This window comes from Collimonas sp. PA-H2 (assembly GCF_002564105.1).
Taxonomy (GTDB): Bacteria; Pseudomonadota; Gammaproteobacteria; order Burkholderiales; family Burkholderiaceae_D; genus Collimonas.
On the sequence record NZ_PDBX01000001.1, the window covers coordinates 1,147,479 to 1,172,600 of the forward strand.

Annotated in this window: 22 protein-coding genes; 13 read left to right on the forward strand and 9 right to left on the reverse strand. The window is 60.4% G+C overall.

The genetic code is table 11. The features are described from left to right. Positions 1 to 2 precede the first annotated feature (2 nt). From rluB to uraH, 3 genes are all read right to left on the reverse strand, one after another. Positions 3 to 2,045: a 23S rRNA pseudouridine(2605) synthase RluB gene (gene rluB / locus BCF11_RS05180; protein WP_098493796.1), complete on the reverse strand. Its 2,043-nt coding sequence runs from the start codon at positions 2,043 to 2,045 to the stop codon at positions 3 to 5. Next, the gene (gene scpB / locus BCF11_RS05185; RefSeq protein ID WP_098493797.1) at positions 2,032 to 3,009 is read right to left on the reverse strand and encodes an SMC-Scp complex subunit ScpB; all 978 of its coding nucleotides are present in this window, start codon (positions 3,007 to 3,009) and stop codon (positions 2,032 to 2,034) included. The genes rluB and scpB overlap by 14 nt, the downstream gene beginning before the upstream one ends. A 403-nt stretch (positions 3,010 to 3,412) precedes the next feature. Then, positions 3,413 to 3,778 (reverse strand): hydroxyisourate hydrolase, encoded by a 366-nt coding sequence (gene uraH, locus BCF11_RS05190; protein WP_098493798.1) that lies wholly within the window; start codon positions 3,776 to 3,778, stop codon positions 3,413 to 3,415. A 156-nt stretch (positions 3,779 to 3,934) separates the two neighbouring features. On the opposite strand from uraH, the gene puuE reads away from it, so the two are divergent. The 4 genes from puuE (at position 3,935) to BCF11_RS05210 (ending at position 7,173) form a co-directional block, all read left to right on the forward strand. Continuing rightward, positions 3,935 to 4,894: an allantoinase PuuE gene (gene puuE, locus BCF11_RS05195; protein WP_098493799.1), complete on the forward strand. Its 960-nt coding sequence runs from the start codon at positions 3,935 to 3,937 to the stop codon at positions 4,892 to 4,894. A 128-nt stretch (positions 4,895 to 5,022) separates the two neighbouring features. Continuing rightward, entirely contained in the window at positions 5,023 to 6,123 is a 1,101-nt protein-coding gene (locus tag BCF11_RS05200) for a porin (RefSeq protein WP_199110756.1), read from the forward strand. Between the two features lie 97 nt (positions 6,124 to 6,220). Further along, complete coding sequence (locus BCF11_RS05205) at positions 6,221 to 6,967, forward strand: class II aldolase/adducin family protein (protein ID WP_098493801.1); 747 nt, start codon at positions 6,221 to 6,223, stop codon at positions 6,965 to 6,967. Positions 6,968 to 6,990: 23 nt separating this feature from the next. Continuing rightward, positions 6,991 to 7,173 carry a 4-oxalocrotonate tautomerase gene (locus BCF11_RS05210; RefSeq protein WP_098493802.1) on the forward strand — a complete coding sequence of 61 codons (183 nt, stop codon included), beginning with the start codon at positions 6,991 to 6,993 and terminating at the stop codon, positions 7,171 to 7,173. Between the two features lie 110 nt (positions 7,174 to 7,283). On the opposite strand, the gene hutH is transcribed toward BCF11_RS05210, so the two are convergent. Next, on the reverse strand, positions 7,284 to 8,912 hold the full coding sequence (hutH, locus tag BCF11_RS05215) for a histidine ammonia-lyase (RefSeq protein ID WP_098493803.1): 1,629 nt from the start codon (positions 8,910 to 8,912) through the stop codon (positions 7,284 to 7,286). A 97-nt stretch (positions 8,913 to 9,009) separates the two neighbouring features. Next, the gene (locus BCF11_RS05220; RefSeq protein ID WP_098493804.1) at positions 9,010 to 10,272 is read right to left on the reverse strand and encodes a urate hydroxylase PuuD; all 1,263 of its coding nucleotides are present in this window, start codon (positions 10,270 to 10,272) and stop codon (positions 9,010 to 9,012) included. A gap of 328 nt (positions 10,273 to 10,600) precedes the next feature. On the opposite strand from BCF11_RS05220, the gene BCF11_RS05225 reads away from it, so the two are divergent. The 4 genes from BCF11_RS05225 to BCF11_RS05240 all read left to right on the forward strand — a co-directional run bounded on the left by BCF11_RS05225 (position 10,601) and on the right by BCF11_RS05240 (position 16,433). Next, a complete protein-coding gene (locus tag BCF11_RS05225) occupies positions 10,601 to 11,539 on the forward strand; it encodes a LysR substrate-binding domain-containing protein (protein ID WP_098493805.1) in 939 nt (312 codons plus the stop codon). A 243-nt stretch (positions 11,540 to 11,782) separates the two neighbouring features. Further along, positions 11,783 to 13,177 (forward strand): nucleobase:cation symporter-2 family protein, encoded by a 1,395-nt coding sequence (locus BCF11_RS05230; RefSeq protein ID WP_098493806.1) that lies wholly within the window; start codon positions 11,783 to 11,785, stop codon positions 13,175 to 13,177. 105 nt (positions 13,178 to 13,282) lie between these two features. After that, positions 13,283 to 15,043, forward strand: coding sequence for an allantoate amidohydrolase (locus BCF11_RS05235; protein WP_098493807.1), 1,761 nt, complete (start codon positions 13,283 to 13,285; stop codon positions 15,041 to 15,043). Between the two features lie 28 nt (positions 15,044 to 15,071). Beyond that, entirely contained in the window at positions 15,072 to 16,433 is a 1,362-nt protein-coding gene (locus tag BCF11_RS05240) for an 8-oxoguanine deaminase (RefSeq protein WP_098493808.1), read from the forward strand. Positions 16,434 to 16,509: 76 nt separating this feature from the next. Here BCF11_RS05240 and BCF11_RS05245 read toward each other — a convergent pair whose 3' ends face one another. Continuing rightward, positions 16,510 to 17,433 (reverse strand): LysR family transcriptional regulator, encoded by a 924-nt coding sequence (locus BCF11_RS05245; protein WP_098493809.1) that lies wholly within the window; start codon positions 17,431 to 17,433, stop codon positions 16,510 to 16,512. 129 nt (positions 17,434 to 17,562) lie between these two features. Here BCF11_RS05245 and BCF11_RS05250 point away from each other — a divergent pair, with 129 nt between their 5' ends. The 5 genes from BCF11_RS05250 (at position 17,563) to BCF11_RS05270 (ending at position 21,020) form a co-directional block, all read left to right on the forward strand. After that, positions 17,563 to 18,321, forward strand: a complete 759-nt coding sequence (locus tag BCF11_RS05250; RefSeq protein WP_098493810.1) for a 3-oxoacyl-ACP reductase family protein — start codon at positions 17,563 to 17,565, stop codon at positions 18,319 to 18,321. A 184-nt stretch (positions 18,322 to 18,505) separates the two neighbouring features. Next, complete coding sequence (locus tag BCF11_RS05255) at positions 18,506 to 18,700, forward strand: ribbon-helix-helix protein, CopG family (RefSeq protein ID WP_098493811.1); 195 nt, start codon at positions 18,506 to 18,508, stop codon at positions 18,698 to 18,700. 311 nt (positions 18,701 to 19,011) lie between these two features. Then, positions 19,012 to 19,365 (forward strand): YkgJ family cysteine cluster protein, encoded by a 354-nt coding sequence (locus tag BCF11_RS05260; protein WP_098493812.1) that lies wholly within the window; start codon positions 19,012 to 19,014, stop codon positions 19,363 to 19,365. Between the two features lie 36 nt (positions 19,366 to 19,401). Then, positions 19,402 to 20,187, forward strand: coding sequence for a fused MFS/spermidine synthase (locus BCF11_RS05265; RefSeq protein ID WP_098493813.1), 786 nt, complete (start codon positions 19,402 to 19,404; stop codon positions 20,185 to 20,187). A 50-nt stretch (positions 20,188 to 20,237) separates the two neighbouring features. After that, positions 20,238 to 21,020, forward strand: coding sequence for a transferase spermidine synthase (locus BCF11_RS05270; RefSeq protein WP_233212378.1), 783 nt, complete (start codon positions 20,238 to 20,240; stop codon positions 21,018 to 21,020). Positions 21,021 to 21,159: 139 nt separating this feature from the next. Here BCF11_RS05270 and pyk read toward each other — a convergent pair whose 3' ends face one another. From pyk to glxR, 3 genes are all read right to left on the reverse strand, one after another. Then, a complete protein-coding gene (gene pyk / locus BCF11_RS05275; RefSeq protein WP_098493814.1) occupies positions 21,160 to 22,581 on the reverse strand; it encodes a pyruvate kinase in 1,422 nt (473 codons plus the stop codon). A 174-nt stretch (positions 22,582 to 22,755) separates the two neighbouring features. Next, on the reverse strand, positions 22,756 to 24,033 hold the full coding sequence (locus BCF11_RS05280; protein WP_098493815.1) for a glycerate kinase: 1,278 nt from the start codon (positions 24,031 to 24,033) through the stop codon (positions 22,756 to 22,758). A 170-nt stretch (positions 24,034 to 24,203) separates the two neighbouring features. After that, positions 24,204 to 25,091, reverse strand: coding sequence for a 2-hydroxy-3-oxopropionate reductase (gene glxR / locus BCF11_RS05285; protein ID WP_098493816.1), 888 nt, complete (start codon positions 25,089 to 25,091; stop codon positions 24,204 to 24,206). Positions 25,092 to 25,122 lie beyond the last annotated feature (31 nt).

A 25,122-nucleotide genomic window follows, 5' to 3' on the forward strand; every position in this document is an offset into this window, starting at 1 on the left:
GATTAGCCGCGCGGCCGCCGGCGTGGCACGCCTTGGGCGCCATAATGACCGCCGCCGGTTGGTCCGCCAGCTGCCTTGTTAGGACGCGCCGGACGGGCAAAACCACCGCCACCGCCATTGCGCCGGTGCTGCCCGGCATCCGGGAAGCCCAACGCGGTTTGCAATGGATCCGGCTGGCGGCTGCGCGGCTGACCGCCACCACTACCACCTTGCGGGCGGCCTTGGCCGCCGCCTTGCGGACGACCTTGACCACCACCCTGAGGACGACCTTGGCCGCCACCCGGGCCACGCCCCTGGTTACCACGCGGCTGGCCGCCAAAACCCGGGTCGCGGTAAGCGCCAGGACCTTGCGGCGCGCTGTCGGCGCGATTACCGTTAGGCTCGCCGCGATCCTTGTTGAAATCGGGACGGCCCTTGCCACCGCCGGCATTCTGGCCGGCGGCCGGCTTGTCCAGCCCGTACGCCGCCATCATGTCGCGCACCGCATTCTCATCCAGCTCTTCCCAGCGGCCACGCTTGAGGCCGCGCGGCAGCGTCATGGCGCCGTAACGGGTACGGATCAGACGCGACACGGTCAGGCCGATAGCCTCGAACATGCGGCGCACTTCACGGTTACGGCCTTCGCCGATCACCACGCGATACCATTTGTTGATGCCTTCGCCGCCGCCATCCGCAATCTTGGTGAATTGCGCCAGGCCGTCTTCCAGCTCGACGCCGGCCAGCAGTTTCTGGCGCATGCCTTGCTCCAGCTCGCCCAGGGTACGCACCGCGTATTCGCGATCGATGCCGTAGCGCGGGTGCATCAGGCGGTTACACAGGTCGCCCGAAGTCGTAAACAGCAGCAGACCTTCAGTGTTGAAATCCAGGCGCCCGACGGCCAGCCATTTGGCTGCCTTCATATTAGGCAAACGGTCGAATACCGATGGACGGCCATCCGGATCGTTGTGGCTGACGATCTCGCCAGCCGGCTTGTGGTACACCAGCACTCGTGGCGGACGCTTGCTGACCTTGCGTTGCAGCAACTTGCCATTGATACGGATCTGGTCGGTCGGCAGGATGCGCTGGCCGATATGGGCCGGCTCGCTGTTGACCGATACCCGGCCGGCGATAATCAGTTCTTCCATGTCGCGCCGCGAACCGAGGCCGACTTCCGCCAGCACCTTGTGCAGCTTAGGCGCATCATCTTCGGCGGTCAGGTCGCGCCGGACAACTTTCTGTGCAGCCTGGCGGCGGTCATTTGCGTCTTCAGTGGTCACCAGCGTATCGAAGGACTCGGAGGTAACGAAAGAGAAAACTTCATCGGCGTCGGCGCCGCGGCCGCCCGGCTTGCCGTTACGTTGTTGGCCTGGCTTGCCATTCTGTGCTTGCGGCTTCTTGCCTTTTTGCTGGCGGTCGCGCGAATTGCGGTCAGCGCCGCGTTCGCCATTGCGTTCGCCGCTGCGGCCATTGTTGCGCTCGCCACGCGGCTGGCGCGGTTCACCCGCATCGCCCGCCTGGGTTACAGCTACAGCCGGCTGGCCGTCAGCGGCGGCCAGATTGCCGCCCTCGGCTGCGGCTTCAGCGGCAGCCGAAGACTCTTGCGCACGCTGGGCGGCACGGTTGCTGCGCAAGGCGCGCGGACCGCGCACGCCGCGCTTGGCCGGCCGCTCGCGCGGCACGGTTTCCTGATTTTCTGTTGTATTAACGAACGGCGCCGCTTCCACCACCACCGGCGCTGCCGGGGCAGGCGCCTCGACACTGACGACTGGTTCGGCAGCCGCTGCCGCTTTCTTGCGCGGGGCAGCTTTAGGTTTGGCCGGCGCTGGCGCCTCAGTTGCACTTACAGCAACAACTTCCGATGCAACGCTGCTGTCGTCGGCGGCCGCAGCTACTTTCTTGCGCGGCGCACGCGGTACACGTTTGACCGGCTCAGCCGCAACGGGCGTCTCTGCAACGGCCGGCGCTTCAGCCGCGGCTTTGCGCGCTCTCGGCTTTTTGGCTGGCTTCGGTTCAGTGGCGGCTGTCACGTCGACGACCGGTGCATCATTGGAACTAGGTGGGTTCATTATTCAGGTGTTGGTTATGCCGACCTGGCGTGGCTTCATCATCCGATGCGGGCGCTTGGTCGTTGGTGTGGGTTTCATTCGATGCAACGGTTGTTTCCTGCGGCTGAGCAATGATTTCCTCAGCCGTTTCCGCTGCATTTTCCGTCATGGCTTCCGATTCGCCGATGGCTCCATCGACAACATCTTCCGCCAGTGGTTCTTCAATCTGTCTTGCGTCCGCAGAGCCGTCGGCTGCTATATGCGCTTCCAGCCGATCTTGTTGATCTTGCACATCCTGCGCGGCTAGCTCGGACTCCAGTTGTACGTCACTTGCTTCCCTGGCTGCAGCGGCATCCAGCACCGCCCTGGCCTCCATGCTCGCTTCCAGATCCGCTTCCAGCGCCTGCAATTCGAGTAGATTGCCTTCCTGCATGTCATTGCGGGCAACCTGTTGCAGCGGCGGCAGCTGATCCAGCGAGGTCAGGCCGAGATCGTCGAGAAAATGCTTGGTGGTGGCGAACAAGGCCGGCCGTCCTGGCACGTCGCGATGGCCGATGGCCTCGATCCAGCCGCGCTCCTCCAGCATTTTCACGGTCTGCGAATTGACTGTGACGCCACGGATTTCCTCGATATCGCCGCGGGTTACCGGTTGACGATAGGCAATAATTGCCAAGGTTTCAAGGGTGGCGCGCGAGTATTTCGGCGGCTTTTCCGGGTTCAGGCGCTCCAGATAGACTTTCATCTCGGGGCGGCTCTGAAAGCGCCAGCCGGTCGACAGGGCAACTACCTCGATGCCCTTGTCCGCCCAGTCCGAACGCAGCTCCTCCAGCATGGACCTGATCGTATCCGCATTGATTTCTCCGTCTTCCTCGCCGCTATCGTCGCCATTGCGCGAATACAGCTTTTTCAAGTCGTTAAGCGACAGCGGCTCGTGAGCACAGAGCAATGCAGTTTCGAGGACTTTCTTGGCCTCAATAGTATTCATGTACGACGTAGTTTATTTAAATTTTATTAAAAAATTCGCAGAGCTTATGTTCAACGGCAGGCGTCGTTAATCCGCCTGATGCCCGGTCAAAGAAAAAGCTGTTGATACTGCTGTCCAGCGCCCGTTAGAGGAGGATTAATGAGGGCGGGGACAATAAGACATGAATAAGACAGCCGCACCACGGGTGCACCGCTCGTTCCTTAGATTTCAATCCAGCCGGCCGGGCTAAAGCTGCAACCGGTCCGTCATTTATCGAAAAATGTTGAGACACAGTTTAGCACAAAGCTTATAGGGAGGGCGGATTGATCTTGCTGATGTGGTTATTTGACGATAAACCCAGGGTCTATCGCTATGCGGGGCAGGCCTGGCCGGCGTACCCCGTTGGGCAGATTGGCAGGAGTAATTAACTGCCGCGATAGGTAGAATACGACCATGGCGACACCACCAGCGGCACGTGGTAGTTCTGATCGGCATGGGCAATGCCAAAAGCCAGCGTGACGCGATCAACAAAACGCGGACTTGGCAGGTCAATTCCTTGCGAAGCGAAATAGTCCCCGGCCGAAAACACCAGCTCGTATTGTCCGGTCTGCATCTCTTCGCCCTGCAGCAAAGGCACGTCAACCCGCCCATCCTGGTTGGTCACTGCACTCTTTAACAGGCTGCGGCCGGCAGCGGTAACGGAGTAGAGTGCGATTTTGACACCTGCGCCCGGCTTGCCCTGGGTAATATCCAGAACGTGCGTACTTAATTTTCCAACGGCGTTTCCCATGACAGTTCCCTATATCGATTAGTTGAAAACGAGTATCGATCAAATGATATACCGCAGGGTCCAGGTCAATATACTATCCGGCATATATTAATCATGGCTGCAGCGCACATAATTCCTACAACGCATTCAGATCAATCGAACTCTCCAGGCCCAGCAATGACCATCAACACCGATCCTCACTACCCGCGCGACATGACCGGCTACGGCCGCAAGCCGCCCCACCCGCAATGGCCGAACAAGGCCCGGATCGCCCTGCAGTTCGTGCTGAACTATGAAGAAGGCAGCGAAAACTGCGTGCTGGACGGGGACGCCGGGTCGGAAACCTTCCTCTCCGAAATCGTCGGCGCCCAGAGCTTCCCGGCGCGCCACATGAGCATGGAATCGCTGTACGAATACGGTTCGCGCGCCGGCGTCTGGCGTTTATTGCGCATGTTTGAAGATCGCCGCCTGCCCCTGACCGTGTTCGGTGTTGCGCGCGCGCTACAGCGCAACCCGGAAGCGACCGCCGCTTTTCAAGAACTTGGCCATGAAATCGCCTGCCACGGCTTGCGCTGGATCAGTTACCAGAATATCGACGAAGCCACCGAACGCGCGCATATCGCCGAAGCCGTCAGCGTCATCAAACAATTGACCGGCAGCGCCCCGCTCGGCTGGTATACCGGCCGCGATTCGCCCAACACCCGCCGCCTGGTGATGGAACACGGCGGCTTCAGCTACGACGCCGACCACTACGGCGACGACCTGCCGTTCTGGGAACAGGTCAGCTTCAAGGACGGCAACGGCAAGGCGCAAAGCAAACCGCAACTGATCGTGCCTTATACCCTGGACACCAACGACATGCGCTTCGCCGCCATGCAAGGCTTCAATTCCGGCACCCAGTTCTTCGATTACCTGAAAGACGCCTTCGACGTGCTGTACCGCGAAGGCGATCCGCATGGCCTGAACCAGCCGAAAATGCTGTCGGTCGGCCTGCACTGCCGCCTGGTCGGCAGGCCCGGACGCGCTGCGGCGCTGGCGCGCTTCCTCGATTATGTGCAGAGCCACGGCCAGGTATGGATTACCCGGCGTATCGACATCGCCGACCACTGGCGGGCGACGCATCCGTTTTCGGCATAACGCTTTTTCAACCCGCCGTGGCGGTTCCACGGACCTTGCTTGAACACGGACGCGTGTTGTTTCAGATGAATAAAACCGGAAATTTATTTACTACTTATTTACCATCTTATAAAAATCAGGAGACAGGGATGTACCCAGTTAAAAACAAATTGAAAAAACTGCAACTCGTGGCGGCCCTCGGCGCGACGATTGCACTGCCAGCCATGGCCCAGACGTCGGTCCAGGTCACAGGCCTGGTCGACACCTACGTTGGCTCGATGAAATACAGCGGCGACTCGGGACGCACCAGCGTCGTCAACAGCGGCGGCCTGACCACTTCCTGGATCGGCTTCAAAGGCACCGAGGATCTCGGCGGCGGCCTCAAGGCCAAGTTCAACCTGACCTCCTTCTTCCGCGCCGACACCGGCCAGACCGGCCGCTTCGACGGCAATGAAACCATGTTCTCGCGCGACGCCAATGTCGGCTTGATGGGCAACTTCGGTGCGGTTTCGCTGGGCCGCGACCTGGCGCCGAACTTTCTGCCGTCCATCCTGTTCAACCCGTTCGGCGATTCCTTCCAGCTGTCGCCGCTGATCCTGCACCTGGATGTGCCTTGGTTCAACGCTTCCGGCTGGACCAGTTCGCTGGCAGGCGATACCGGCTGGAGCAATGAAGTCATCTACACCACGCCAGACTTCGGCGGCCTCAAAGCCAACTTCCACTATCAGTTCGGCGAACAGGCGGGCAACAACGGCAAGAACAATATCGGCGCCAATGTCTTGTACTTCCACGGACCGCTGGCATTGACCGCTTACTATCAACGGGTCAAGGTCAACAATCCGCTGGAACTGTCGCCAGGCAATGTGCAACCGTCCACCAATATCCCCCTGCCAAGCGGCATGGTAGCGGCGCGCCAGTCGGCCTGGTTCCTCGGTGCTACCTACGACTTCACCGTCGCCAAGCTGTTCGCCACCTACGACCAGACCTCGCATGACATCGACCTGAAAGACAAGACGCTGCAACTCGGCACCAGCATCCCGCTGGGCCAAGGCGCGGTGCTGGCCTCGTGGGCCAACACCAAGCGTTCCGGCGCCGCGGTGGGCGAATCGCTCAAGCGCAATACGGCATCGCTGGGCTACGACTACAATATGTCGAAGCGCACCGACTTGTATGCGATCTACATGTACGACAAGATCACCGAGCAAACCGTCGGCAACAGTATTGCCTTTGGCATCCGCCACCGTTTCTGATCGGCGGGCAATGCAATAAATAAGCTGATACAGTAGTTGCACCCGATGCGCGTCGATCGCCTAGCCGATCGGCGCGCGTTTTAACGTTTGGATTCCTATGCCGGCAGACTCCACCATCAGCAGCGCCGAATGGCAGGTACGCAAGGATTTAGCAGCCTGCTACCGCCTGTGCGCCTTGAAGCATTGGGACGACCTGATCTACACCCACATCTCTGCCTCGGTGCCGGATGAACCCGGGCATTTCCTGCTGAATCCGTTCGGCCATCGCTTCGACGAAGTGTGCGCATCGAACCTGGTCAAGATCGATGCCAGCGGACAGGTAGTCGGCGACTCGCCGCACCAGGTCAATGTCAGCGGCTTCGCCATTCACGGCGCAGTCCATGCGGCCAGGCCGGACGCCGTATGCGTCATGCATCTGCACAATGTCAACGCCGTGGCGGTCAGCGCCCTGGCCGACGGCTTACTGCCGATTTCCCAGCACGCTCTGCGCTTTTATGAACAGCTTGCCTATCACGACTATGAGGGACTGGCGCTGACGCCGACAGAACAGAAACGCATGGTAGAGCGCCTGGCTCAATTGCCCGCCATGCTGCTGCGCAACCACGGCAGCCTGATATGCGGCCGCACCGTGGCCGAAGCCTACGTCCTCATGGATACGCTGGACAAAGCTTGCGAAATCCAGCTCAAGGTGAATGCCGGCGGCAGCCGGCTGAACATGCCGTCGCAGGAAGTCTGCCGCAAGACGCGCGACCAGCTTCTCGGCGACGGCAGCCCGGAAGGCTTGCTGGAATGGCCCGCCCTGCTGCGCCAGCTGGATGCCATCGACCCCGGCTATCAATACTGATCATTTTATAGAAAGGAATTTTCATGCCGACTTTCAACGTGCAAATTTTCGAAGGCCGCAGCGCCGAACAAAAGCGCGCTTTCGTCCATGCCATCACCGAAGTTACTTGCAAGACCCTGGACTGCGGGCCGGAATCGGTGGACATCATCATCCAGGAAGTCAAACGCGAAAACTGGGCCACCGCCGGCAAGCTGTGGTCGGAATAAAGGCCCGATAAATATCGCAGGCATAAAAAATGGAGCCGCTTGATCGCGGCTCCATTTTTTTAACCAGGCAAAAGGCGATCAGCTGACCGCCCTGCCCTGCCTTACCCCGATCAGGCGAATGCGCCGATCTTCTCAACCACTGCATTCCGCACCGAACCGCTCACCACGAACGACTGCGCCACCGCGATATCGTTATGGAACCAGCGGTCGCCGTCCAGGCAGGCCGGGATCTGGCGGCGGATTTCCTGGTAGGCCGCCTGCGTGCCCGTTCCCAGCACAAAGCCTGGCAGCAGGTCTTCCGTCATGGTCAGCGCCTGCGCCGCCAGCAGCATTTCGACGCCGATGATGTATTGCGTGTTGGCCACCACGGTGGCAGCCTTGCGTGCGCACCAGGTCGAATTGGAGACGTGGTCTTCGCTGTTGCCCTTGGCCGGGATACTGTCGACGCTGCCCGGCATGCACAGGGTGCGGTTTTCCATCACCAGCGAACTCATCGAGCATTGCACCACCGGATAGCCGGTATTGACGCCGCGCACGCCGCTCATCAGGTTGCGTGGCAAGCCCCACGACAGGGTCGGGTCGATCAGGCGGGCGATGCGGCGTTCGCAGATGCTGCCCAGATCGGCGATCGCAATCGCCAGCAAGTCCATCGCCTGCGCCAGGTACTGGCCGTGGAAATTGCCGCCCGAGATGATCTCGAAGCCGCCGCCTTCTTTGTCGAAAATCAGCGGATTGTCGGTGGCGGAATTGATTTCCTTGTCGACGATGTTATCGATATAGTCCAGCGCATCGAATACCGGGCCGTAGACTTGCGGCGAGCAGCGCAGCGAGTAGACGTCCTGGATGCGTGAGCTGTAAGGGATGTCGGTACGGCGCGATTCTTCCGGAAACTGCACCGAGCGCGCTTCATGCGTGGTGCGGGTGGAACCCGACAGCAGCTTGCGGATGATGGCGGCGGTCTTGATCTGGCCGGCGTGCGGACGGGCTTGCTGGATGCGATGGTCGAAAGCCGCCATTTCGGCGCGCATGGCTTCCAGGGTCAGTCCCAGCGACAGGCAGGCGTCGCTCAGCAGGTTGCGCGCATCGTGCGCCACCAGCACGGCCACGGCCAATGAAGCGGTGCAGCCGTTGATCAGGGCCGATGCGTCCTTGGCTTTCAGGTCGAACTTGACCTCGCCGACACCGGCCTTGATGATCGCCTCTGGCGCGCTCATGCGCTGGCCCTGGTACATCACTTCGGCTTCATCGAAGCCGGCGATCGCCGCCGCCAGATAAGACAAAGGCGCGAGGTCGCCGGAGGCGCCGACCGAGCCTTTTTGCGGCATGATCGGATGGATGCCGGCATTCAGGAAGGCCAGCAGGCGGTCCACCACTTCAACCCGCGGCGCCGAGTAATTGCTGGCGAAAGCGTTGGCGCGCAACAGCATGGTGGCGCGGCTCACTTCTTCCGAGAACGGTTCGCCCAGGCCGGCGCAATGGGCCTTGATCAGCTGGGTCTGGAACAGTTCGATATGTTCCACCTTGATGCGGGTGTCTTTCAGCAGGCCGACCCCGGTGTTGAAGCTGTACATCATCGGCGCTTCGTCGTGCATCCAGGTCGATTCGATGTAGTCGCGGCTTTCTTTCAATGCAGCGCGCGAGGATGCGGCCAGCGTGACTGGCAAGTGCGGCGCGCGGGCGACGTCGACCACTTGCTGGGCGCTCAGGTTGAAGCCGTCGATGGTGATGGTTTGGGACATGGGAACTCCAAAGATTTCTTAAATGAGGTCGAGCGCGGAAGCCGATCGAGCATGGCAGCTCAATCGGCTTCCGGCTTTCAGGACGGCAGCGCCGGACTTACTTGGCGCCGGAGGTGTACCAGCTGCCGATCAGGGCGCGCTCTTCGTCGGTGATATGCGTCAGGTTAGCCAGCGGCATGGCTTTCAGCTGCACCGCTTGCTGATAGACCTTGTCGGCGTGTTGCCGGATCTGGTCCGCCGTCTGCAGCATCACGCCGGCCGGAGCGGTAGCAAAGCCCGGCTGGGTCGGCTGCGCCGAGTGGCAAGTGGCGCAACGCTGGCCGATGATTTCCTGGATATGCGCCATATCGGCGGTCGGAGCGGCGGCGGCTGCCGGAGTGGAGCCGCCGGCAGCTACGGCAACGTCTGCCTTGGCAACTGGCGCCACCGGCTGGACCGGCTTCGGTGCAATCGCAATCGCCACTGCCAACAGCAAGGCAACGCCGGCAATCGGGTAACCGAGCGAAACACGGCCGGCATGACGCAGGTTGAAGAAGTGACGGATCAACGCGCCGGCAGCAATAATCGCCGCCAGGATCAGCCAGCTATATGAATGGTTGTAAGTCATGCCGTAGTGGTTGCTGATCATGATGAACAGCACCGGCAGCGTGAAATAGTTGTTGTGCACGCTGCGTTGCTTGGCTTTCTTGCCGTAGATCGGATCCGGCGATTTACCGACGCGCATCGCTTCCACCAGCTTGCGTTGCCCCGGAATGATCACCATCAGCACGTTACCCACCATCATGGTGCCGATCATGGCGCCGACATGGATATAGGCGGCGCGGCCGCTCAGCAGATGCGTCAGCACAAAGGCTGCGGCAACGATGAACACATACATGACGATACCGAGCAGGCCTTCGCGCTTGCCCAGCGGCGAACGGCACAGCACGTCGTAGACGGTCCAGCCGACCACCAGCGTGCCGAGGCCGACGCCGATCGCTTGCCAGGTATTCAGATCAGCCACATCCTTGTTGATCATCATGGCCGAAGCATTGAAGTAATAGACGATGAACAGCATGGCGAAGCCCGACAGCCAGGTGGCGTAAGCTTCCCATTTGAACCAGTGCAGGTCGTCCGGCAGTTCCGCCGGCGCCACCAGGTATTTTTGCGGATTGTAGAAGCCGCCGCCGTGGACCGCCCACAGCTCGCCGGAGACGCCCTTCTTGGCCAGGTCGGAACCAGGCTTCGGCGGCCGGATCGAATTGTCGAGCCAGACGAAATAAAAGGATGCGCCGATCCAGGCGATACCCGTGATCAGGTGCAGCCAGCGGACCAGCAGATTGAGCCATTCGACTCCGTATGAAACTAACAATGCATCCATGTCTTCCCCAACGATTATTACTCGTCTGCCACCGCGGGCTCTGCAAACGAAAGAGGTACGTCCTCCAACACGGCCGCGAACTTTTTTAACAACTCAGCTCCGCTACGGCCAACATGATCCGATAAGCAAGATACCTGCCTGCCCATCCTTCATCTTCCCCTGCCTGTGCTCAACGCGAAAGCACACCAGATTCACGCAAGATAAACGCTACGGGGTTTTAAAACATGGATATTCAGATATATTTGACATACGCATATCCATATAACAAAATGAACTCCGACAGTACATATAAATACTAAACCAATAAATATAAAATGTAGGAGACAACATGGCCAAGCTTCCGGATCACCTGGATATCCACCTGATACGCATCCTGTATCTGCTGCTGTGCGAGAAGAACGTCTCGCGCGTAGCCCTGAAACTCAACCAGCCGCAGCCGTCGATCTCGGCCTCGCTGCGCAAGCTGCGCGAACTCACCGGCGATCCCCTGCTGGTGCGCGGCGCCCGTGGCATGGTGCCGACCCAGCACGGCGAAAGCCTGCTGAAGCCGGCCAAGCGCATCCTCGAAGAGACCGAACGCCTGTTCGTGCAAAAGACCGCCTTCGTGCCCCAGGCCGAGGCGCGAACTTTCCATATCGCAGCCCCGGATTACATGAATACGCCGTTCTTCCTGGAAGTGGTGGCGCGCCTGCGCCGCGAATCGCCCAAGAGCCGCATCGTGATCCACGCCCTGGGGCCGGAAACCGACTACGTCAGGCTGCTGTCCGACGGCGACCTCGACCTGGTGATCGCCAACTGGGACGAACCGCCGGCCCATTTGCACCTGTCCAAGCTGTTCGACGACCCCATCGTCTGCCTGATGCGGGCCGACAGCGCCTACGCCAAGCGCACCGGGCCGGACCAGATGACGGTGGAAGACTACCTGTCGCTGCCGCATGTGGCGCCGTGGCAGGTGTTGCCCGGCTACCACGGCATCATCGATTCTTTCCTCGACAGCCAGAACCTGAACCGCAACGTGGTGGTGGAATCGGCCTACTTCGGCATGCTGCCCTACATGGTGGCGCAGACCGACCTGGTGCTGACCACCGGTCGCCAGTTCGCCCGCTTCTATGAAAAGACGCTGTCGCTGAAAAGCTTCACCCTGCCGATCAAGTTTCCGCCCATGCGTTTTTACCAACTGTGGCATGAAAGAGTGCACCAGGCCACCGAGCACAAATGGCTGCGCGAGCAGATCGGGATTGCTGCCAAGAGCATGCTGGCGAAGTAAAAAAGCAATGTAGTTCTCTACGACAACGGGTTTTAAGCATATATCCAAATACCTAAATCAACTATCAGGCAAGCTATATATCGTGAGGAGCTGGGCAAAGTAGTATCGGACAGCACGAGCCCAGTTCCAGCATCAGGTGACTTGTGAAGGCTGTGGCGCAGCAGGCCGGGCGGGCAGGAATACCAAACGCCGGATTGATGTCGCCGCAAGCACTAACTATAAATAGTACTTAGGAGACACACGATGACCAGCAGCACAGATCCGGTAGATGAAAGACTTCCCGTAGGTAAGCTCGCAGCACTCGGCATGCAGCACGTGCTGGTGATGTACGCCGGCGCGATCGCCGTGCCGCTGATCATAGGCGGCGCACTCAACCTGGCAAAAAGCGACATTGCATTCCTGATCAGCGCCGACCTGTTCTGCTGCGGCCTGGTGACCTTGATCCAGAGCCTTGGCTTGTGGAAGTTCGGCATCAAGATGCCGGTCATGATGGGCGTCACCTTCGCCGCCGTCGGCCCGATGGTGGCCATGGCCGGCAATCCGCAACTGACCATCGTGCACATCTATGGCGCGGTGATTGTATCCGGCATCTTCTGCGTCTTTGCGGCGCCCTACATGAGCCGCCTGATGCGCTTCTTCCCGCCTGTGGTGACCGGCACCGTGATCAGCGTCATCGGCATTTCGCTGATGGGCGTCGGCATCAACTGGGCGGCTGGCGGCCAGCCGGTGATCGGCACCCTGGTCGATGGCGTTTTCACCAAAATCCCCAATCCCGACTACGGTTCACCGACCAGTCTCGGCATTGCGCTGGTAGTGCTGATTTCGATCTTGCTGATCACCAAATACGTCAAAGGCTTTATCGCCAACATCTCGGTACTGAGCGGTATGATCATCGGTTTCGTCATCGCCATGGCGATGGGCAAGATCAGCTTCTACGGCCTGGGCGATGCGGAATGGTTTTCCTTTATCCGTCCGTTTCACTACGGCTGGCCGAAATTCGACCTCGGATCGATCGTCAGCATGTGCCTGGTGATGATAGTGACCATGATCGAATCGACCGGGATGTTCATTGCCCTGGGTGAAATCGTCGGCAAGAAAATCGACGACAAGACCCTGGCGCGCGGCTTGCGCGTCGACGGCCTGGGCAGCGTGATCGGCGGCATCTTCAACACCTTTCCCTACACCTCGTTCTCGCAGAACGTCGGCCTGGTCGGCGTCACCGGCGTGCGCAGCCGCTACGTTTGCGCCGCGGCCGGCGTGATCTTGATGTTGTTCGGCCTGTTCCCCAAGATGGCGCACGTGGCTGCCTCTATTCCGCAATTCGTGCTGGGCGGGGCCGGCATCGTCATGTTCGGCATGGTGGCGGCAACCGGCATCAAGATCTTGTCGAAAGTCGATTTCCAGCACAACCGCAATAACCTGTTCATCGTCGCCGTCAGTTTCGGCGCCGGCATGATCCCTATCGTGGCGCCGACTTTTTTCGACAAGATGCCGGTTTTCATGTCGACCATCCTGCACAGCGGCATTTTGCTGGCGTCCAGCATGGCGGTCCTGTTGAATCTGTTTTTCAACGGCAAGGGCTCCGACGAAGACAGCCGCTCGCACGCATTGGCGGCGGCACAAAGCTCTGATCACTAAAACCGTTTTTTTGAAGTAAATTGAAGTAGATGTGGGTCCAACCCGTATTTGAAACAGAAGCGATTTAACCAAGGATGAAGCGGGTCGGACCCGCCAATGACACAAATGACAACTTTAGAACAACTGAATAGCAACGATGTAACAACCTTCGTGTCAACGCTGCATGGCGTCTACGAGCATTCGCCGTGGATCCCGGAACGGGCCGCCGCGCAACGGCCATTTGCCAACATTACCGCGTTGAAACAGGCCATGCAGGCTGTCGTCAGCAAAGCCACCCGGGAGGAACAGCTGGGCCTGATCCGTGCCCACCCGGAGCTGGCCGGCAAGGCAGCCATTTCCGGCGAGCTGACTATCGAATCGACTGGCGAGCAAGCCAAGGCCGGCCTCAACAATTGCAGTCCTGAAGAGTTCGCCACCCTGCAAAAACTGAATGCCGACTACAACAACAAATTCGGCTTTCCGTTCATTCTTGCGGTCAAGGGCGCCGACGGCCAGGGCTTGTCACGCCAGGCCATCATCGCCACTTTCAGCCGGCGCCTGAAGAACCAGTTCGACGACGAACTGGGAGAAGCCCTGCGCCAGATTGGCCGCATCGCAGAAATGCGCAGCAACGACCTGCTCGGCTACACGCCGCAACTCGGAAAAACCATCATGCAATGGGCTGAACAGATCGGCGCCTGGAGCGATGACGAGACTGGCCTCACCTGCGCCTACATGACCGACAGCCATCGCCGCACAGCCGTCCAGATCGCCGGCTGGATGCGCGAAGCCGGCATGCAGGCCGAGATCGACGCGGTCGGCAACGTGGTCGGACGCTACCTGTCGGATAATGCGTCGGCGAAGACGCTGATGACCGGCTCCCACTACGACACCGTGCGCAACGGCGGCAAGTACGATGGCCGCGAAGGCATCCTGCTGCCGATCGCCATCGTCAAGCATCTGCACGAGCGCGGCGAAAAACTGCCCTTCCATTTTGAAATCGTCGCCTTCTCGGAAGAGGAAGGGGTGCGCTTCAAGAGCACTTTCCTGGGCAGCAATGCCATCATCGGCCAGTTCAACCTGGAGCTGCTGAACAATCTCGACCGCGACGGCGTCAGCATGCGCGACGCCCTGCTGCAGGCCGGGCACGACCCTGCGGCAATCTCTGCCATCGCGCGCAACCCGGCGGATCTGCTGGGCTATGTCGAAGTGCATATCGAGCAAGGGCCGGTGCTGCTGCAGCGCGACCTGCCGGTCGGCATCGTCACCTCGATCGCCGGCAGCTGCCGCTACATGGTGCAGCTGAAAGGCGTCGCCAGCCATTCCGGCACCACGCCGATGGCGATGCGCAAGGATGCCGCCACCGCCGCCGCTGAAATCCTGCTGTATGTGGAACAGCGCTGCGCGCAGGACCAGCAGGCCTCCCTGGTCGGCACTGTCGGCCAGCTGCAGGTGCCTAACGGTTCGACCAATGTAATCCCTGGCGCCTGCATATTCTCGCTGGATATCCGCGCTGCCGACGACGGCATCCGCGACGCCGCGGTGGAAGATGTATTGCGCCATATCGAGGCAGTCTGCGCGCGCCGCTGCGTCGAAGCCAATGTCGAGAAAATGGTCTCGGCGCCGGCAGCTCCGTGCGCACCATGGCTGATGGAACAACTGTCTGCGGCTACCGAACGGGCTGGCGTGAAACCGTTCAAACTCGCTTCCGGCGCTGGCCATGACGCCATGACCATCGCTAAAATAACTGATGTCGCCATGCTTTTCACGCGTTGCGGCAACGGTGGCATCAGTCACAACCCATTGGAAACAATGACTGCGGACGATGCCGAAGTATCGGCGCAAATCTTGCTGGATTTCCTGCGTCACTTCAAACCAAAGTCTTGAACCAGCGCTTTCGGTTAGTTAATTTCTCATGTCTAAAACTCTATTGATAAAAAATGCGCGCGTGGTCGTCACCATGGACGATGCGCGCCGTGAAATTGCCGGCGGCGCGGTCTTCATCCGCGATAACGTGATCGAACAGGTCGGCGCCAGCGCCGAGCTGCCGCAGACTGCCGACGAAGTCATCGACGCCGGCAATCATGTTGTGATCCCGGGCCTGGTGAATACCCATCACCATATGTACCAGAGCCTGACCCGCGTGATCCCGGCAGCGCAGAACGGCGAGCTGTTCAACTGGCTGACCAACCTGTATCCGATCTGGGCCAACCTGACGCCGGAGATGATCCAGGTCTCGACCCTGACCGCGATGGCGGAGCTGATCATGTCCGGCTGCACCACCAGCAGCGACCATCTGTACATCTATCCGAACGGCTGCAAGCTCGATCACAGCATCGAAGCCGCGCAGCAGATCGGCATGCGCTTCCACGCCGCGCGCGGTTCGATGAGCGTCGGCCAGTCGAAAGGCGGCCTGCCGCCGGACCGTGTAGTGGAAGATGAAAAGGCGATCCTGCAAGATACCCAGCGCCTGATCGAAACCTATCACGACAGCAGCCGCCATGCGATGCAGCGCATCGTGGTGGCGCCCTGCTCGCCGTTTTCGGTATCGCGCGACCTGATGCGCGAATCGGCCAACCTGGCGCGTCATCATGGCGTCTCGCTGCATACCCACCTGGCGGAAAACGTCAACGACATCGCCTACAGCCGCGAAAAATTCAACATGACGCCGGCCGAGTATGCGGAGGATTGCGGCTGGGTCGGGCACGACGTCTGGCATGCGCACTGCGTACAGCTGGACGACGACGGCATCTACATGTTCGCCCGCACCGGCACCGGCATCGCCCACTGCCCCTGCTCCAACATGCGGCTGGCCTCCGGCATCGCACCGATCCGCAAGATGGTCGACGCCGGCGTCGCTGTCGGCATCGGCGTCGACGGTTCGGCTTCGAACGACGGCGCCCACATGCTGGGCGAAGTGCGGCAAGCGATGCTGCTGCAGCGGGTCGGCTTCGGCCCCGACGCCATGACCGCACGCCAGGCGCTGGAACTGGCGACGCTGGGCGGCGCCAAGGTACTCAACCGCGACGACATCGGCGCCTTGAAGCCAGGCATGTCGGCTGATCTGGTGCTGTTCGATCTGAACAAGGTCGGCTTTGCCGGCGGCTGGCATGATCCGGTGGCGGCGCTGGTGTTCTGCACGCCGGCGGATGTCGCCTACAGCATCATCAACGGCCGGGTGGTGGTGCGCAACGGCCAGTTCACCACGGTCGATCTCGGCAATGTGCTGGAACGGCATAACAAGCTGGCTTTATCGCTGGCGGAAGCGGCGCGCTGATCAGCATTTGCCAGCAGTAAGTAAGGACCATGGCCACGGCGCAATCCGTGGCCATTTTCTTTTGCATCAGGCGTTTTCAAATCGCTGAAAACTGCTCTGCCAGGCGCTCCTGGCGGAAATGCTCCACCACATAATCGACGAACACCCGGGTCTTGGCCGGCAGCAGTTTTTGTGCCGCAAAGTAGAGCGACAAAGTGCCGCCGTCGACATACCAGTCCGGCAGCACGCGCACCAGGCTTTTCGCACGCAGGAAGGGCAAGGCGTTCGGCATGCTGACCAGGGCGATGCCCAGTCCCATCTGCGCGCTCTCGCAAGCCGCTTCCGGGTCGCTCATGGTCATGCGCGTGCGCAGCGTCACCGGCGCTTGCTGGTTGGCGCGGTTGCGCAGAGGCCAGGGGCGCACCCGTCCGGTTTGCGGCGAACGGATGAAAATGCCATCGAAGGCATCCAGCTCGGCCGGCGACGCCGGCGCCTTCCTGTCGTTGAAATAGCCGGGCGCCGCTACCAGCACCCGGTGCGCCGGGGCCAGTACGCGCGCCACCACGCCGGGCGGCAGTTCGAAACCGCCGCCGAGGGCAGCGTCGAAGCCTTGCGCGATCAAATCTACCTGGCGGTTATCGAAATGCCAGTCGGGCGAGATGCCGGGATACTTCGCCAGGAAAGGCGCCAGCAGCGGCACCATGTAGGCGCGGCCGAAGCCAGTGCCCATGCTGACCTTGAGCATGCCGGCCGGCTGGCCGCCGGCGCTGGCCAGATTGTCGACCGCGGCCTGGATAGCCAGCAGGCTGTCCTTGATCTCATGCAAAAAACTTTCGCCAGCCTCGGTCAAGGTCAGGCTGCGCGTGCTGCGCTGGAACAGCCGCACGCCCAGCCCCGCTTCCAGCCTGGCGACGTTCTTGCCAACCGCCGCCGAAGTCATGCCAAGCCGCCGCGCCGCCTCGGAAAAGCTGCCGGCTTCGGCGCTGCGGACGAAGCATTGCATGCCGATCATGGTTTCCATTTTAAACCTTTGGTATTAATTGATTATGCCGATTGATGACTAGTAACGACATAATGATCGTCCGATACTGTGCCTGTCAACCCGCTCCCTGTCACTTCGGCCGGCAGCGTCACCAACAGGAGAATCATCATGACGATCAATCAAGCAAACGCCGTACTCGATAACAAAGTTGCCTTCATCCAAGGCGGTTCACGCGGCATCGGCGCCGCCATCGCCAGGCGCCTGGCAAAAAATGGCGCCGCCGTCGCCTTCAGCTATGTCAGCTCGCCGGAACGGGCCGCGCATGTGGTCAAGGACATCGAAGCAGCCGGCGGACGAGCATTGGCAATCAAGGCCGACAGCGCCGATGCCGAACAGATCAAGGCGGCTATCGGCAAGACTGTCAGTACTTTCGGCAGGCTCGACATCCTGGTGAACAACGCTGGCGTGCTGGCGATTGCGCCGCTGGCCGAGTTCAGCCTGGAGGATTTCGACCGCACGCTGGCGATCAATGTGCGCAGCGTCTTCATCGCCAGCCAGGAAGCAGCGCGCCACATGGGCGACGGCGGCCGCATCATCAACATCGGCAGCACCAATGCCGACCGTGTGCCGTTTGCCGGCGGCGGCCCCTACGCCATGAGCAAGTCGGCGCTGGTCGGCCTGACGCGCGGCTTGGCGCGCGACCTCGGTCCGCGCGGCATCACCATCAACAATGTGCAGCCGGGCCCGGTCGACACCGACATGAATCCGGCCGGCAGCGAATTCGCCGCCACGCTGAAGTCAATCATGCCGCTCGGCCGTTATGGCACGGATGAGGAAATCGCCGGCTTCGTGGCTTACCTGGCCAGCCCGGAAGCGGCTTACATTACCGGCGCCAGCCTCACCATCGATGGCGGATTTGCCGCCTGACAGTCCCCTGCATGGGTTTGAATGCAAGAGGCGGTTCAGTATCGTGATACTGAACCGCCTTTTTTCGCAGATTTCGCATATTTTCTGTCCCGGACGATCCGCGCAGGCCGGCTACCGGCCTCAGATTGCATGCTTTCCGATGTGTATAATGATAATCTCATTATCATAAAAGCCTGCCCATCCCATGGAATCAAAAACTGCGCGACTAACCATCCTGATTGATCCCGTGAAGAAGAAAGCGTTTGACGAGCTGTGCCTTGCGCAAGACTTGACGCCATCGCAGGTGATACGGCAAATGATCCGCGAATATCTGGAGCGCCATCATGTCGATTACCCGACCAAAGCCGTCGCCAGGACACCCAAGCCAAATAACAAGTAGATGCACAGCCGCCGCTCACAGCCGTGGGCGGCAACACCTTGCGCTTCTGCGCGCCGTATATCCTTCCTGCAAAACCGGCAACTCCGCCCTCTGCGCCAACGAACCCGGCACAGCCCTGCTTTCAGGATGCCAGGAACGCGCCAGCGTGCACTACAAGGCGACAAAAATCTTGCTTGCCCACCACCAGCATCGCTATCAGGATGAGGCTGCCTGCAACCGCTATCCGCCACTGGTAAGCTGGCGTCTCGGCAATAGCTTTCAAATTGCGTCGAATGGGTGTGATATGATCATTTCATGATAATGGCATTATAATGAAAAACAATGTACACATAGTCAAGTTCTTCCGCCAGCGGATCCCGGCATTTACCTGCGTGCCAGGCTGCCATGACTGCTGCGGACCGGTGCTGGCCTCAACCGAAGAGATGGCAAGGCTGCCGCGCAAGAGCGCGCAGGAGCAAGATGCCGCGCTGGCAGCGCTGAGCTGTCCGCATCTGGGCGCCGACGGCTGCCAAGTGTATGACGAGCGTCCGCTGGTCTGCCGGCTGTTCGGCACCACGCCCAGGCTTGCCTGCCCGAATGGCAAGCGGCCTGCGGCGATGATCGATCCGCTGATAGAAGAGCGGATCTACCGTTATTTCACGCAGACGCGCCATGTGCTGGTTTGACACCCGGCTTTACCTGAAGCCATTGAAAAGACGACCATGTTTCTAGACAATATTTTCGACCTCGCTAAATTTTCCGCCGACGGCCGTCCTGTCATTTATAAGAACACACACTCGATTTCGCTGCTGTTCGACAGCAGCGCGGTACAGAGCGAGATGTACCTGAGTGAACCGGACGAATTGCTGCTGGGCTACACCATCACGATGATGGGCTTTCTACTCTTCAACGATGCGCCGAAGAAGATCGCCATGGTAGGTCTGGGCGGCGGCTCGCTGGTGAAGTATTGTTATCGCCACCTGCCGCAGTCCGTCATCGTGGTGGCCGAGAACAACCCGGAAGTGATCGCCCTGAGAAAACATTTCGAGATACCCCAGGACGACCACAGACTGCAGATTGTCTGCCTGGATGGCTGCCAACTGGTGCGCGACGCTGAGAACGACTACGACGTCCTGCTGGTGGACGGATTTGACCGCTCCGGGCAGCCGCCCCAGCTATGCAGCCAGGGATTCTATGACGACTGTTACCAGTCGCTGGCGCAGGACGGTATGATGGTGGTCAACCTGCTCGGCAACAGTAACGATACGGACCTGTATCTGGATCGCATTCAACGCAGCTTTGACGGCGCGGCGATTGCTGTCGATGCCACGGAATCCGGCAACCGGATCGTGTTCGCATGCAAAGGAGAGCGGCTCGACACCGCGGAACAAAGCTTGCTAAGACAGTTGAAAGATCTGCCGCCGCGTCATGCGCTGATGCTGCGCCTGACTGCACAAAACATTATGCAGCAACGCAGGAACGATAAGCTGGCCGCGACGTTCGCTTGAGCGCCCGGCCTATTGCAACTGACGCAGCGACCGGCTCACTATTACGCATCATGAACGTACCCTGCTCCTTTGAACAATTGCTCGAAAAAAGCGGCGGACAACCCTTTGTCTTCGACCATGGCGACATGCGTACGCTGCATTTCGACCATAAGTACGTACAAAGCGCGATGTCGATTGCGGCGCCCGACAAATTGTTGCTGAGCTACACCCGGGCGATGATGGGTTTCATGCTGTTTCAGGCTGCTCCCAAACACATCTTGCTGGTCGGCCTGGGCGGCGGCTCGCTCGCCAAATATTGCTATCGCCACCTACCCGGCGCCCGCATCACCGTGCTGGAACTGAGCGCAGAAGTGATCGCCTTGCGCGACGAGTTCATGATTCCCCCCGACGACGCGCGCTTCCGGGTGATCCATGCCGACGCCGCCGCCTACATGCAGGCACTGCAAGGGAATACCGCGGACATCATCATGCTGGACGGTTTTTCCGCCGACGGTCCGGCCGAAGCACTCAGCACCAGTAGCTTCTATGCGGCTTGCCTGCGCAACCTTAGCGCTGGAGGCATCCTGGTCTCCAATTTATGGGACCGTCCGGATTTCCTGGTGCACGCCATCGCCCAGGCGCTGACCGCCTCCGACTGGCGCATATGGTGGTGCCGCACCAGCGACAGCCACAACTGCATCGCCTTCTTTGTCAAAGGCAGCGTCATGCCAGCCTTCAGGCCGGTAATGCTCCATCGCGCAAAAAAACTGGACGCGCGCTTTGGATTGCAGCTGTCGGAACTGATGCCATCGTTCCAGCTGGTCTGCGATAATCCGGAACAAGAGCCGGTATAAATGCATTACCTGCAATGAAAAATATCCCCAACACTTGCGTGCGGGGGATATTTTTCGGCGGCTATTTCAATCTCGAAACATTAATCCGACTGCTGCGTCAATCAAGCTGGATTTTCCCCAGGCACATGACTGACAGCATTTACTGCGCCCAGATTTCCGCCAGACGCAACAGATTAGTGCTGCCCGGCTGGCCGAACGGCATACCGGCGGTGATCGCGATCTGGTCGCCAACTTTGGCGAAGCCTTCCTTGAAGGCGGTCTGGCAAGCGGCAGTCACCATTTCGCTTTCGTTGTGCACCTGCTCGCTGATGGTGGAATGCACGCCCCATACCAGCGCCAGCCGGCGCGCGGTGGCCAGCTTCGGCGTGATGCTGAGGATAGGCGCCATCGGCCGTTCACGCGCAGCACGCAGACTGGTGTGGCCGGAACTGGTGTAAGTCACGGTGACCTTGGCGCCGATGATGCGGGTCACATCGCGCAGCGCCGAACAGATGGCGTCGCCGCGGTTCGGCAACGGCGTTTCGTGCTGCGCATCCAGCATGTTCTGGTACAGCGGATCGCGCTCGACTTCGGTGATGATGCGGTCCATGATGGAGACGGCCGGCAGCGGATAAGCGCCGCTGGCCGATTCGGCCGACAGCATCACCGCATCGGCGCCATCATAGATGGCGCTGGCGACGTCGGACGCTTCGGCGCGGGTCGGCACCGGCGAGGTGATCATCGATTCCAGCATCTGGGTGGCGATCACGATCGGCTTGCCGTGCTGGCGGCAGACGCGCAAGATGCGCTTTTGCACACCCGGCACGCGCTCCGGCGGCAGTTCCACGCCGAGGTCGCCGCGCGCCACCATGATGGCGTCCGAAACTTGCACGATGGCGTCCAGCTGTTCCAGCGCCGCCGGCTTTTCCAGCTTCGACAGGATGCTGGCGCGGTCGCCGATCAGGGCGCGCGCTTCCAGCACGTCTTCCGGCCGCTGCACGAAGGACAATGCAATCCAGTCGACGCCCAGTTCCAGCGCAAATTTCAGGTCGCGCTTGTCTTTCTCAGTCAGCGCCGGGATCGGCAGCACCGCATCCGGCACGTTGACGCCTTTGCGGTCCGACAAAGTACCGCTGTTGACCACCCGGGTGCGGATAGACTGGCCGTCGCAGGACTGTACTTCCAGCCGCACCTTGCCGTCATCCAGCAGCAGAGCCTGGCCGCCGGCGATCACTGCAAACAGTTCCGGATGCGGCAGGCAGACGCGCTGGCTGCTGCCTGGCGTGGTGTCGCGGTCCAGCGTGAATTCCTGGCCGGCGTGCAGTTCGATCTTGCCGTCGGCGAACTGGCCGATGCGCAGTTTCGGACCTTGCAGGTCGGCCAGGATGGCGATCGGCCGGCCGACCGCTTTTTCCACCGCGCGGACGATCTCGTAGCGCTGCTGGTGGTCGGCATGGCTGCCGTGGCTGAAATTGAAACGGAAGACGTCGGCGCCTGCTTCGAACAAGGCCTGGATGGTGCTCTGGTCGGCGCTGGCGGGACCGAGCGTGGCGACGATTTTTGCTTTACGTTGGCGGCGCATATTTAGTTTCTTTAAAAATCAAGCAATGAATCAGACAAACTACGGGACGTCATTCCCGCGAACGCGGGAATCCATTGTTTGTACGTAACTTGGATTCCCCGCCTAGGCGACCGCGTCCGCGGGGATGACTATGTATTGCGATTCTTCATCTGAAGAAAACTGAAGAGCAATTTCTTAGAGAATCACGATGGCGCGGAAATCGTTGACGTTGGTGCGCGTCGGCCCGCTGACCACCAGGTCGCCCAGCGCGCTGAAGAAGCCATAGCCGTCGTTGTTGTCGAGCATGGCGCGCGGACGCAATCCCAGTTCCGCCGCCTTGCGCATCGAATCCGGCTGGTAGATGGCGCCGGCGTTGTCTTCGGAGCCGTCGATGCCGTCGGTATCGCAGGCAATCGCGTGGATATCCGGAAAGCCGTCGAGCGCGATGGCCAAGCTCAGCAGGAATTCGGCATTGCGGCCGCCGCGGCCCTTGCCGCGCACGGTGACGGTGGTTTCACCGCCGGAAATCACTACGCATGGCTTGCTGAACGGCTGCCCGCGGCGGGCGATCTGGCGCGCCAGCGCTGCATGCGCCAGGCCGATATCGCGTGCCTCGCCTTCCATCTCGTCGGACAGGATGTAGGGCGTCAGTCCGGCCGCAACCACGGTGGCCGCTGCCGCATCCAGCGCATCCTGGGCGGTCGCGATCACATAGTGCTGATTGCGTTCCAGGCGCGGATCGCCCGGCTTGGCGCTTTCGCCGGCGCCGGATTCCAGGTGCTTGAGAATAGCGTCGGGCGTTTCAATATTGTATTTGCGCAGCACCGCCAGGGCGTCGGCGCAAGTGGTCGGATCGGCCAGGGTCGGGCCGCTGGCGATGATGCCCGGATCGTCGCCCGGGATATCGGAAATCATCAGCGTCACCACCCGCGCCGGCGCGCAGGCCAGCGCCAGCCGGCCGCCCTTGATCGCAGACAGGTGCTTGCGCACGCAATTCATTTCAAAAATGGTGGCGCCGCTTCTCAGCAGCGCCTTGTTGATCGCTTGTTTCTGCTCCAGCGTAATACCAGCCGCCGGTAGCGCCAGCAAGGCCGAGCCGCCGCCCGAAATCAGGCAAATCACCAGATCGTCGGCAGTCAAACCTTGCACCATGTCCAGCATGCGCGCGGCAGCCTTGCGGCCGGCTTCATCCGGCACCGGATGCGACGCTTCCACTACCTCGATGCGCTTGCAGTCGGCGCCGTGCTCATAGCGCGTCACCACCAGCCCGGACAGTTCGCCTTGCCAATGCTCTTCCACTGTCTTGGCCATCGCTGCCGCGCCTTTGCCGGCGCCGATCACCAGTGTGCGGCCTTGGCCGGACGGCGCCTGGATCTTGGCCAGGTATTCCGGCAGGCATTTGGCGGCGCTGACGGCGTCGACCGCGGCCTGGTACATATCGAGGAGGAGCTGGCGGGGCTTGAGGGTAGTCATGCTGTTATGCCTTGATCTATGAAGCGGGTGTCTCTGAAAATTCTTGTATTTATTCTTGTGCTGCATCTGCAACCGTAGGATGGGCACACCGTGCCCACGCCGTACGAATAAAACATGCAGACTTTGATAGTTCACGCGTGGGCACAGTGTGCCCACCTACGCGATATATATTACACCTTGGCGATTTCGTGGTTGGACATGATTTCGACCGCGCGGCACAGCGCCGAGTGATCGAGCCCGCTCAAGCCGTTGGCTGCGCAGGAGTTCATCAGTTCTTGCACCGCTGCCGTGTTCGGCAGCGATACGCCCAGCGCCTTGGCGCCTTGCAAGGCCAGGTTCAGGTCCTTCTGGTGCAGTTCGATGCGGAAGCCCGGATTGAAAGTACGCTTGACCATGCGCTCGCCATGCACTTCCAGGATACGCGAAGCAGCAAAGCCGCCCATCAGCGCCTGCCGTACACGGGCAGGATCGGCGCCGGCCTTGGATGCAAACAACAGCGCTTCTGCAACCGCCTGGATGTTCAGCGCGACGATGATCTGGTTGGCTACCTTGGTAGTCTGGCCGTCGCCGTTGCCGCCGACCAGCGTGATGTTCTTGCCCATCAGTTCAAACAGAGGCTTGACGTCGTTGAACGCGCCTTCCGAGCCGCCCACCATGATGGTCAGCGAAGCGGCCTTGGCGCCGACTTCGCCGCCGGAGACCGGCGCATCCAGGTATTCGCAACCCAGAGCATTGATCTTCTTGGCGAAGCCTTTGGTGGCGATCGGCGAAATCGAACTCATGTCGATCACGGTCTTGCCGGCTGTCAGGCCTTCGGCCACGCCTTTTTCGCCGAACAGGACGGCTTCCACGTGCGGGGTGTCCGGCACCATGACGATGATGATGTCAGCGCGCTTGGCGACTTCGGCGCCGGAAGTACAGACCGTGGCGCCGCCATCGATCAATGCTGCCGGTGGATTCTTCTGGTCATGCAGATACAGCTTGTGACCGCCGCGCTGCAGGTTTTCCGCCATAGGGGCGCCCATGATGCCGAGTCCGATAAAGCCAACTTTTGCCATGATATTTCTCCGTAATTATTTAAAAGAGTTG

Excerpts from the sequence above, each read along its gene's own strand:
- hutH (WP_098493803.1), bottom strand. The coding sequence starts at position 8,912 with ATGTCCCAAACCATCACCATCGACGGCTTCAACCTGAGCGCCCAGCAA.
- pyk (WP_098493814.1), bottom strand. The coding sequence starts at position 22,581 with ATGCGCCGCCAACGTAAAGCAAAAATCGTCGCCACGCTCGGTCCCGCC.
- BCF11_RS05270 (WP_233212378.1), top strand. The coding sequence starts at position 20,238 with ATGAACGTACCCTGCTCCTTTGAACAATTGCTCGAAAAAAGCGGCGGA.
- puuE (WP_098493799.1), top strand. The coding sequence starts at position 3,935 with ATGACCATCAACACCGATCCTCACTACCCGCGCGACATGACCGGCTAC.
- BCF11_RS05210 (WP_098493802.1), top strand. The coding sequence starts at position 6,991 with ATGCCGACTTTCAACGTGCAAATTTTCGAAGGCCGCAGCGCCGAACAA.
- BCF11_RS05250 (WP_098493810.1), top strand. The coding sequence starts at position 17,563 with ATGACGATCAATCAAGCAAACGCCGTACTCGATAACAAAGTTGCCTTC.
- glxR (WP_098493816.1), bottom strand. The coding sequence starts at position 25,091 with ATGGCAAAAGTTGGCTTTATCGGACTCGGCATCATGGGCGCCCCTATG.
- BCF11_RS05245 (WP_098493809.1), bottom strand. The coding sequence starts at position 17,433 with ATGGAAACCATGATCGGCATGCAATGCTTCGTCCGCAGCGCCGAAGCC.
- uraH (WP_098493798.1), bottom strand. The coding sequence starts at position 3,778 with ATGGGAAACGCCGTTGGAAAATTAAGTACGCACGTTCTGGATATTACC.
- BCF11_RS05200 (WP_199110756.1), top strand. The coding sequence starts at position 5,023 with ATGTACCCAGTTAAAAACAAATTGAAAAAACTGCAACTCGTGGCGGCC.
- rluB (WP_098493796.1), bottom strand. The coding sequence starts at position 2,045 with ATGAACCCACCTAGTTCCAATGATGCACCGGTCGTCGACGTGACAGCC.
- BCF11_RS05220 (WP_098493804.1), bottom strand. The coding sequence starts at position 10,272 with ATGGATGCATTGTTAGTTTCATACGGAGTCGAATGGCTCAATCTGCTG.
- BCF11_RS05240 (WP_098493808.1), top strand. The coding sequence starts at position 15,072 with ATGTCTAAAACTCTATTGATAAAAAATGCGCGCGTGGTCGTCACCATG.
- BCF11_RS05225 (WP_098493805.1), top strand. The coding sequence starts at position 10,601 with ATGGCCAAGCTTCCGGATCACCTGGATATCCACCTGATACGCATCCTG.
- scpB (WP_098493797.1), bottom strand. The coding sequence starts at position 3,009 with ATGAATACTATTGAGGCCAAGAAAGTCCTCGAAACTGCATTGCTCTGT.
- BCF11_RS05280 (WP_098493815.1), bottom strand. The coding sequence starts at position 24,033 with ATGACTACCCTCAAGCCCCGCCAGCTCCTCCTCGATATGTACCAGGCC.
- BCF11_RS05205 (WP_098493801.1), top strand. The coding sequence starts at position 6,221 with ATGCCGGCAGACTCCACCATCAGCAGCGCCGAATGGCAGGTACGCAAG.
- BCF11_RS05260 (WP_098493812.1), top strand. The coding sequence starts at position 19,012 with ATGAAAAACAATGTACACATAGTCAAGTTCTTCCGCCAGCGGATCCCG.
- BCF11_RS05255 (WP_098493811.1), top strand. The coding sequence starts at position 18,506 with ATGGAATCAAAAACTGCGCGACTAACCATCCTGATTGATCCCGTGAAG.
- BCF11_RS05265 (WP_098493813.1), top strand. The coding sequence starts at position 19,402 with ATGTTTCTAGACAATATTTTCGACCTCGCTAAATTTTCCGCCGACGGC.
- BCF11_RS05235 (WP_098493807.1), top strand. The coding sequence starts at position 13,283 with ATGACAACTTTAGAACAACTGAATAGCAACGATGTAACAACCTTCGTG.
- BCF11_RS05230 (WP_098493806.1), top strand. The coding sequence starts at position 11,783 with ATGACCAGCAGCACAGATCCGGTAGATGAAAGACTTCCCGTAGGTAAG.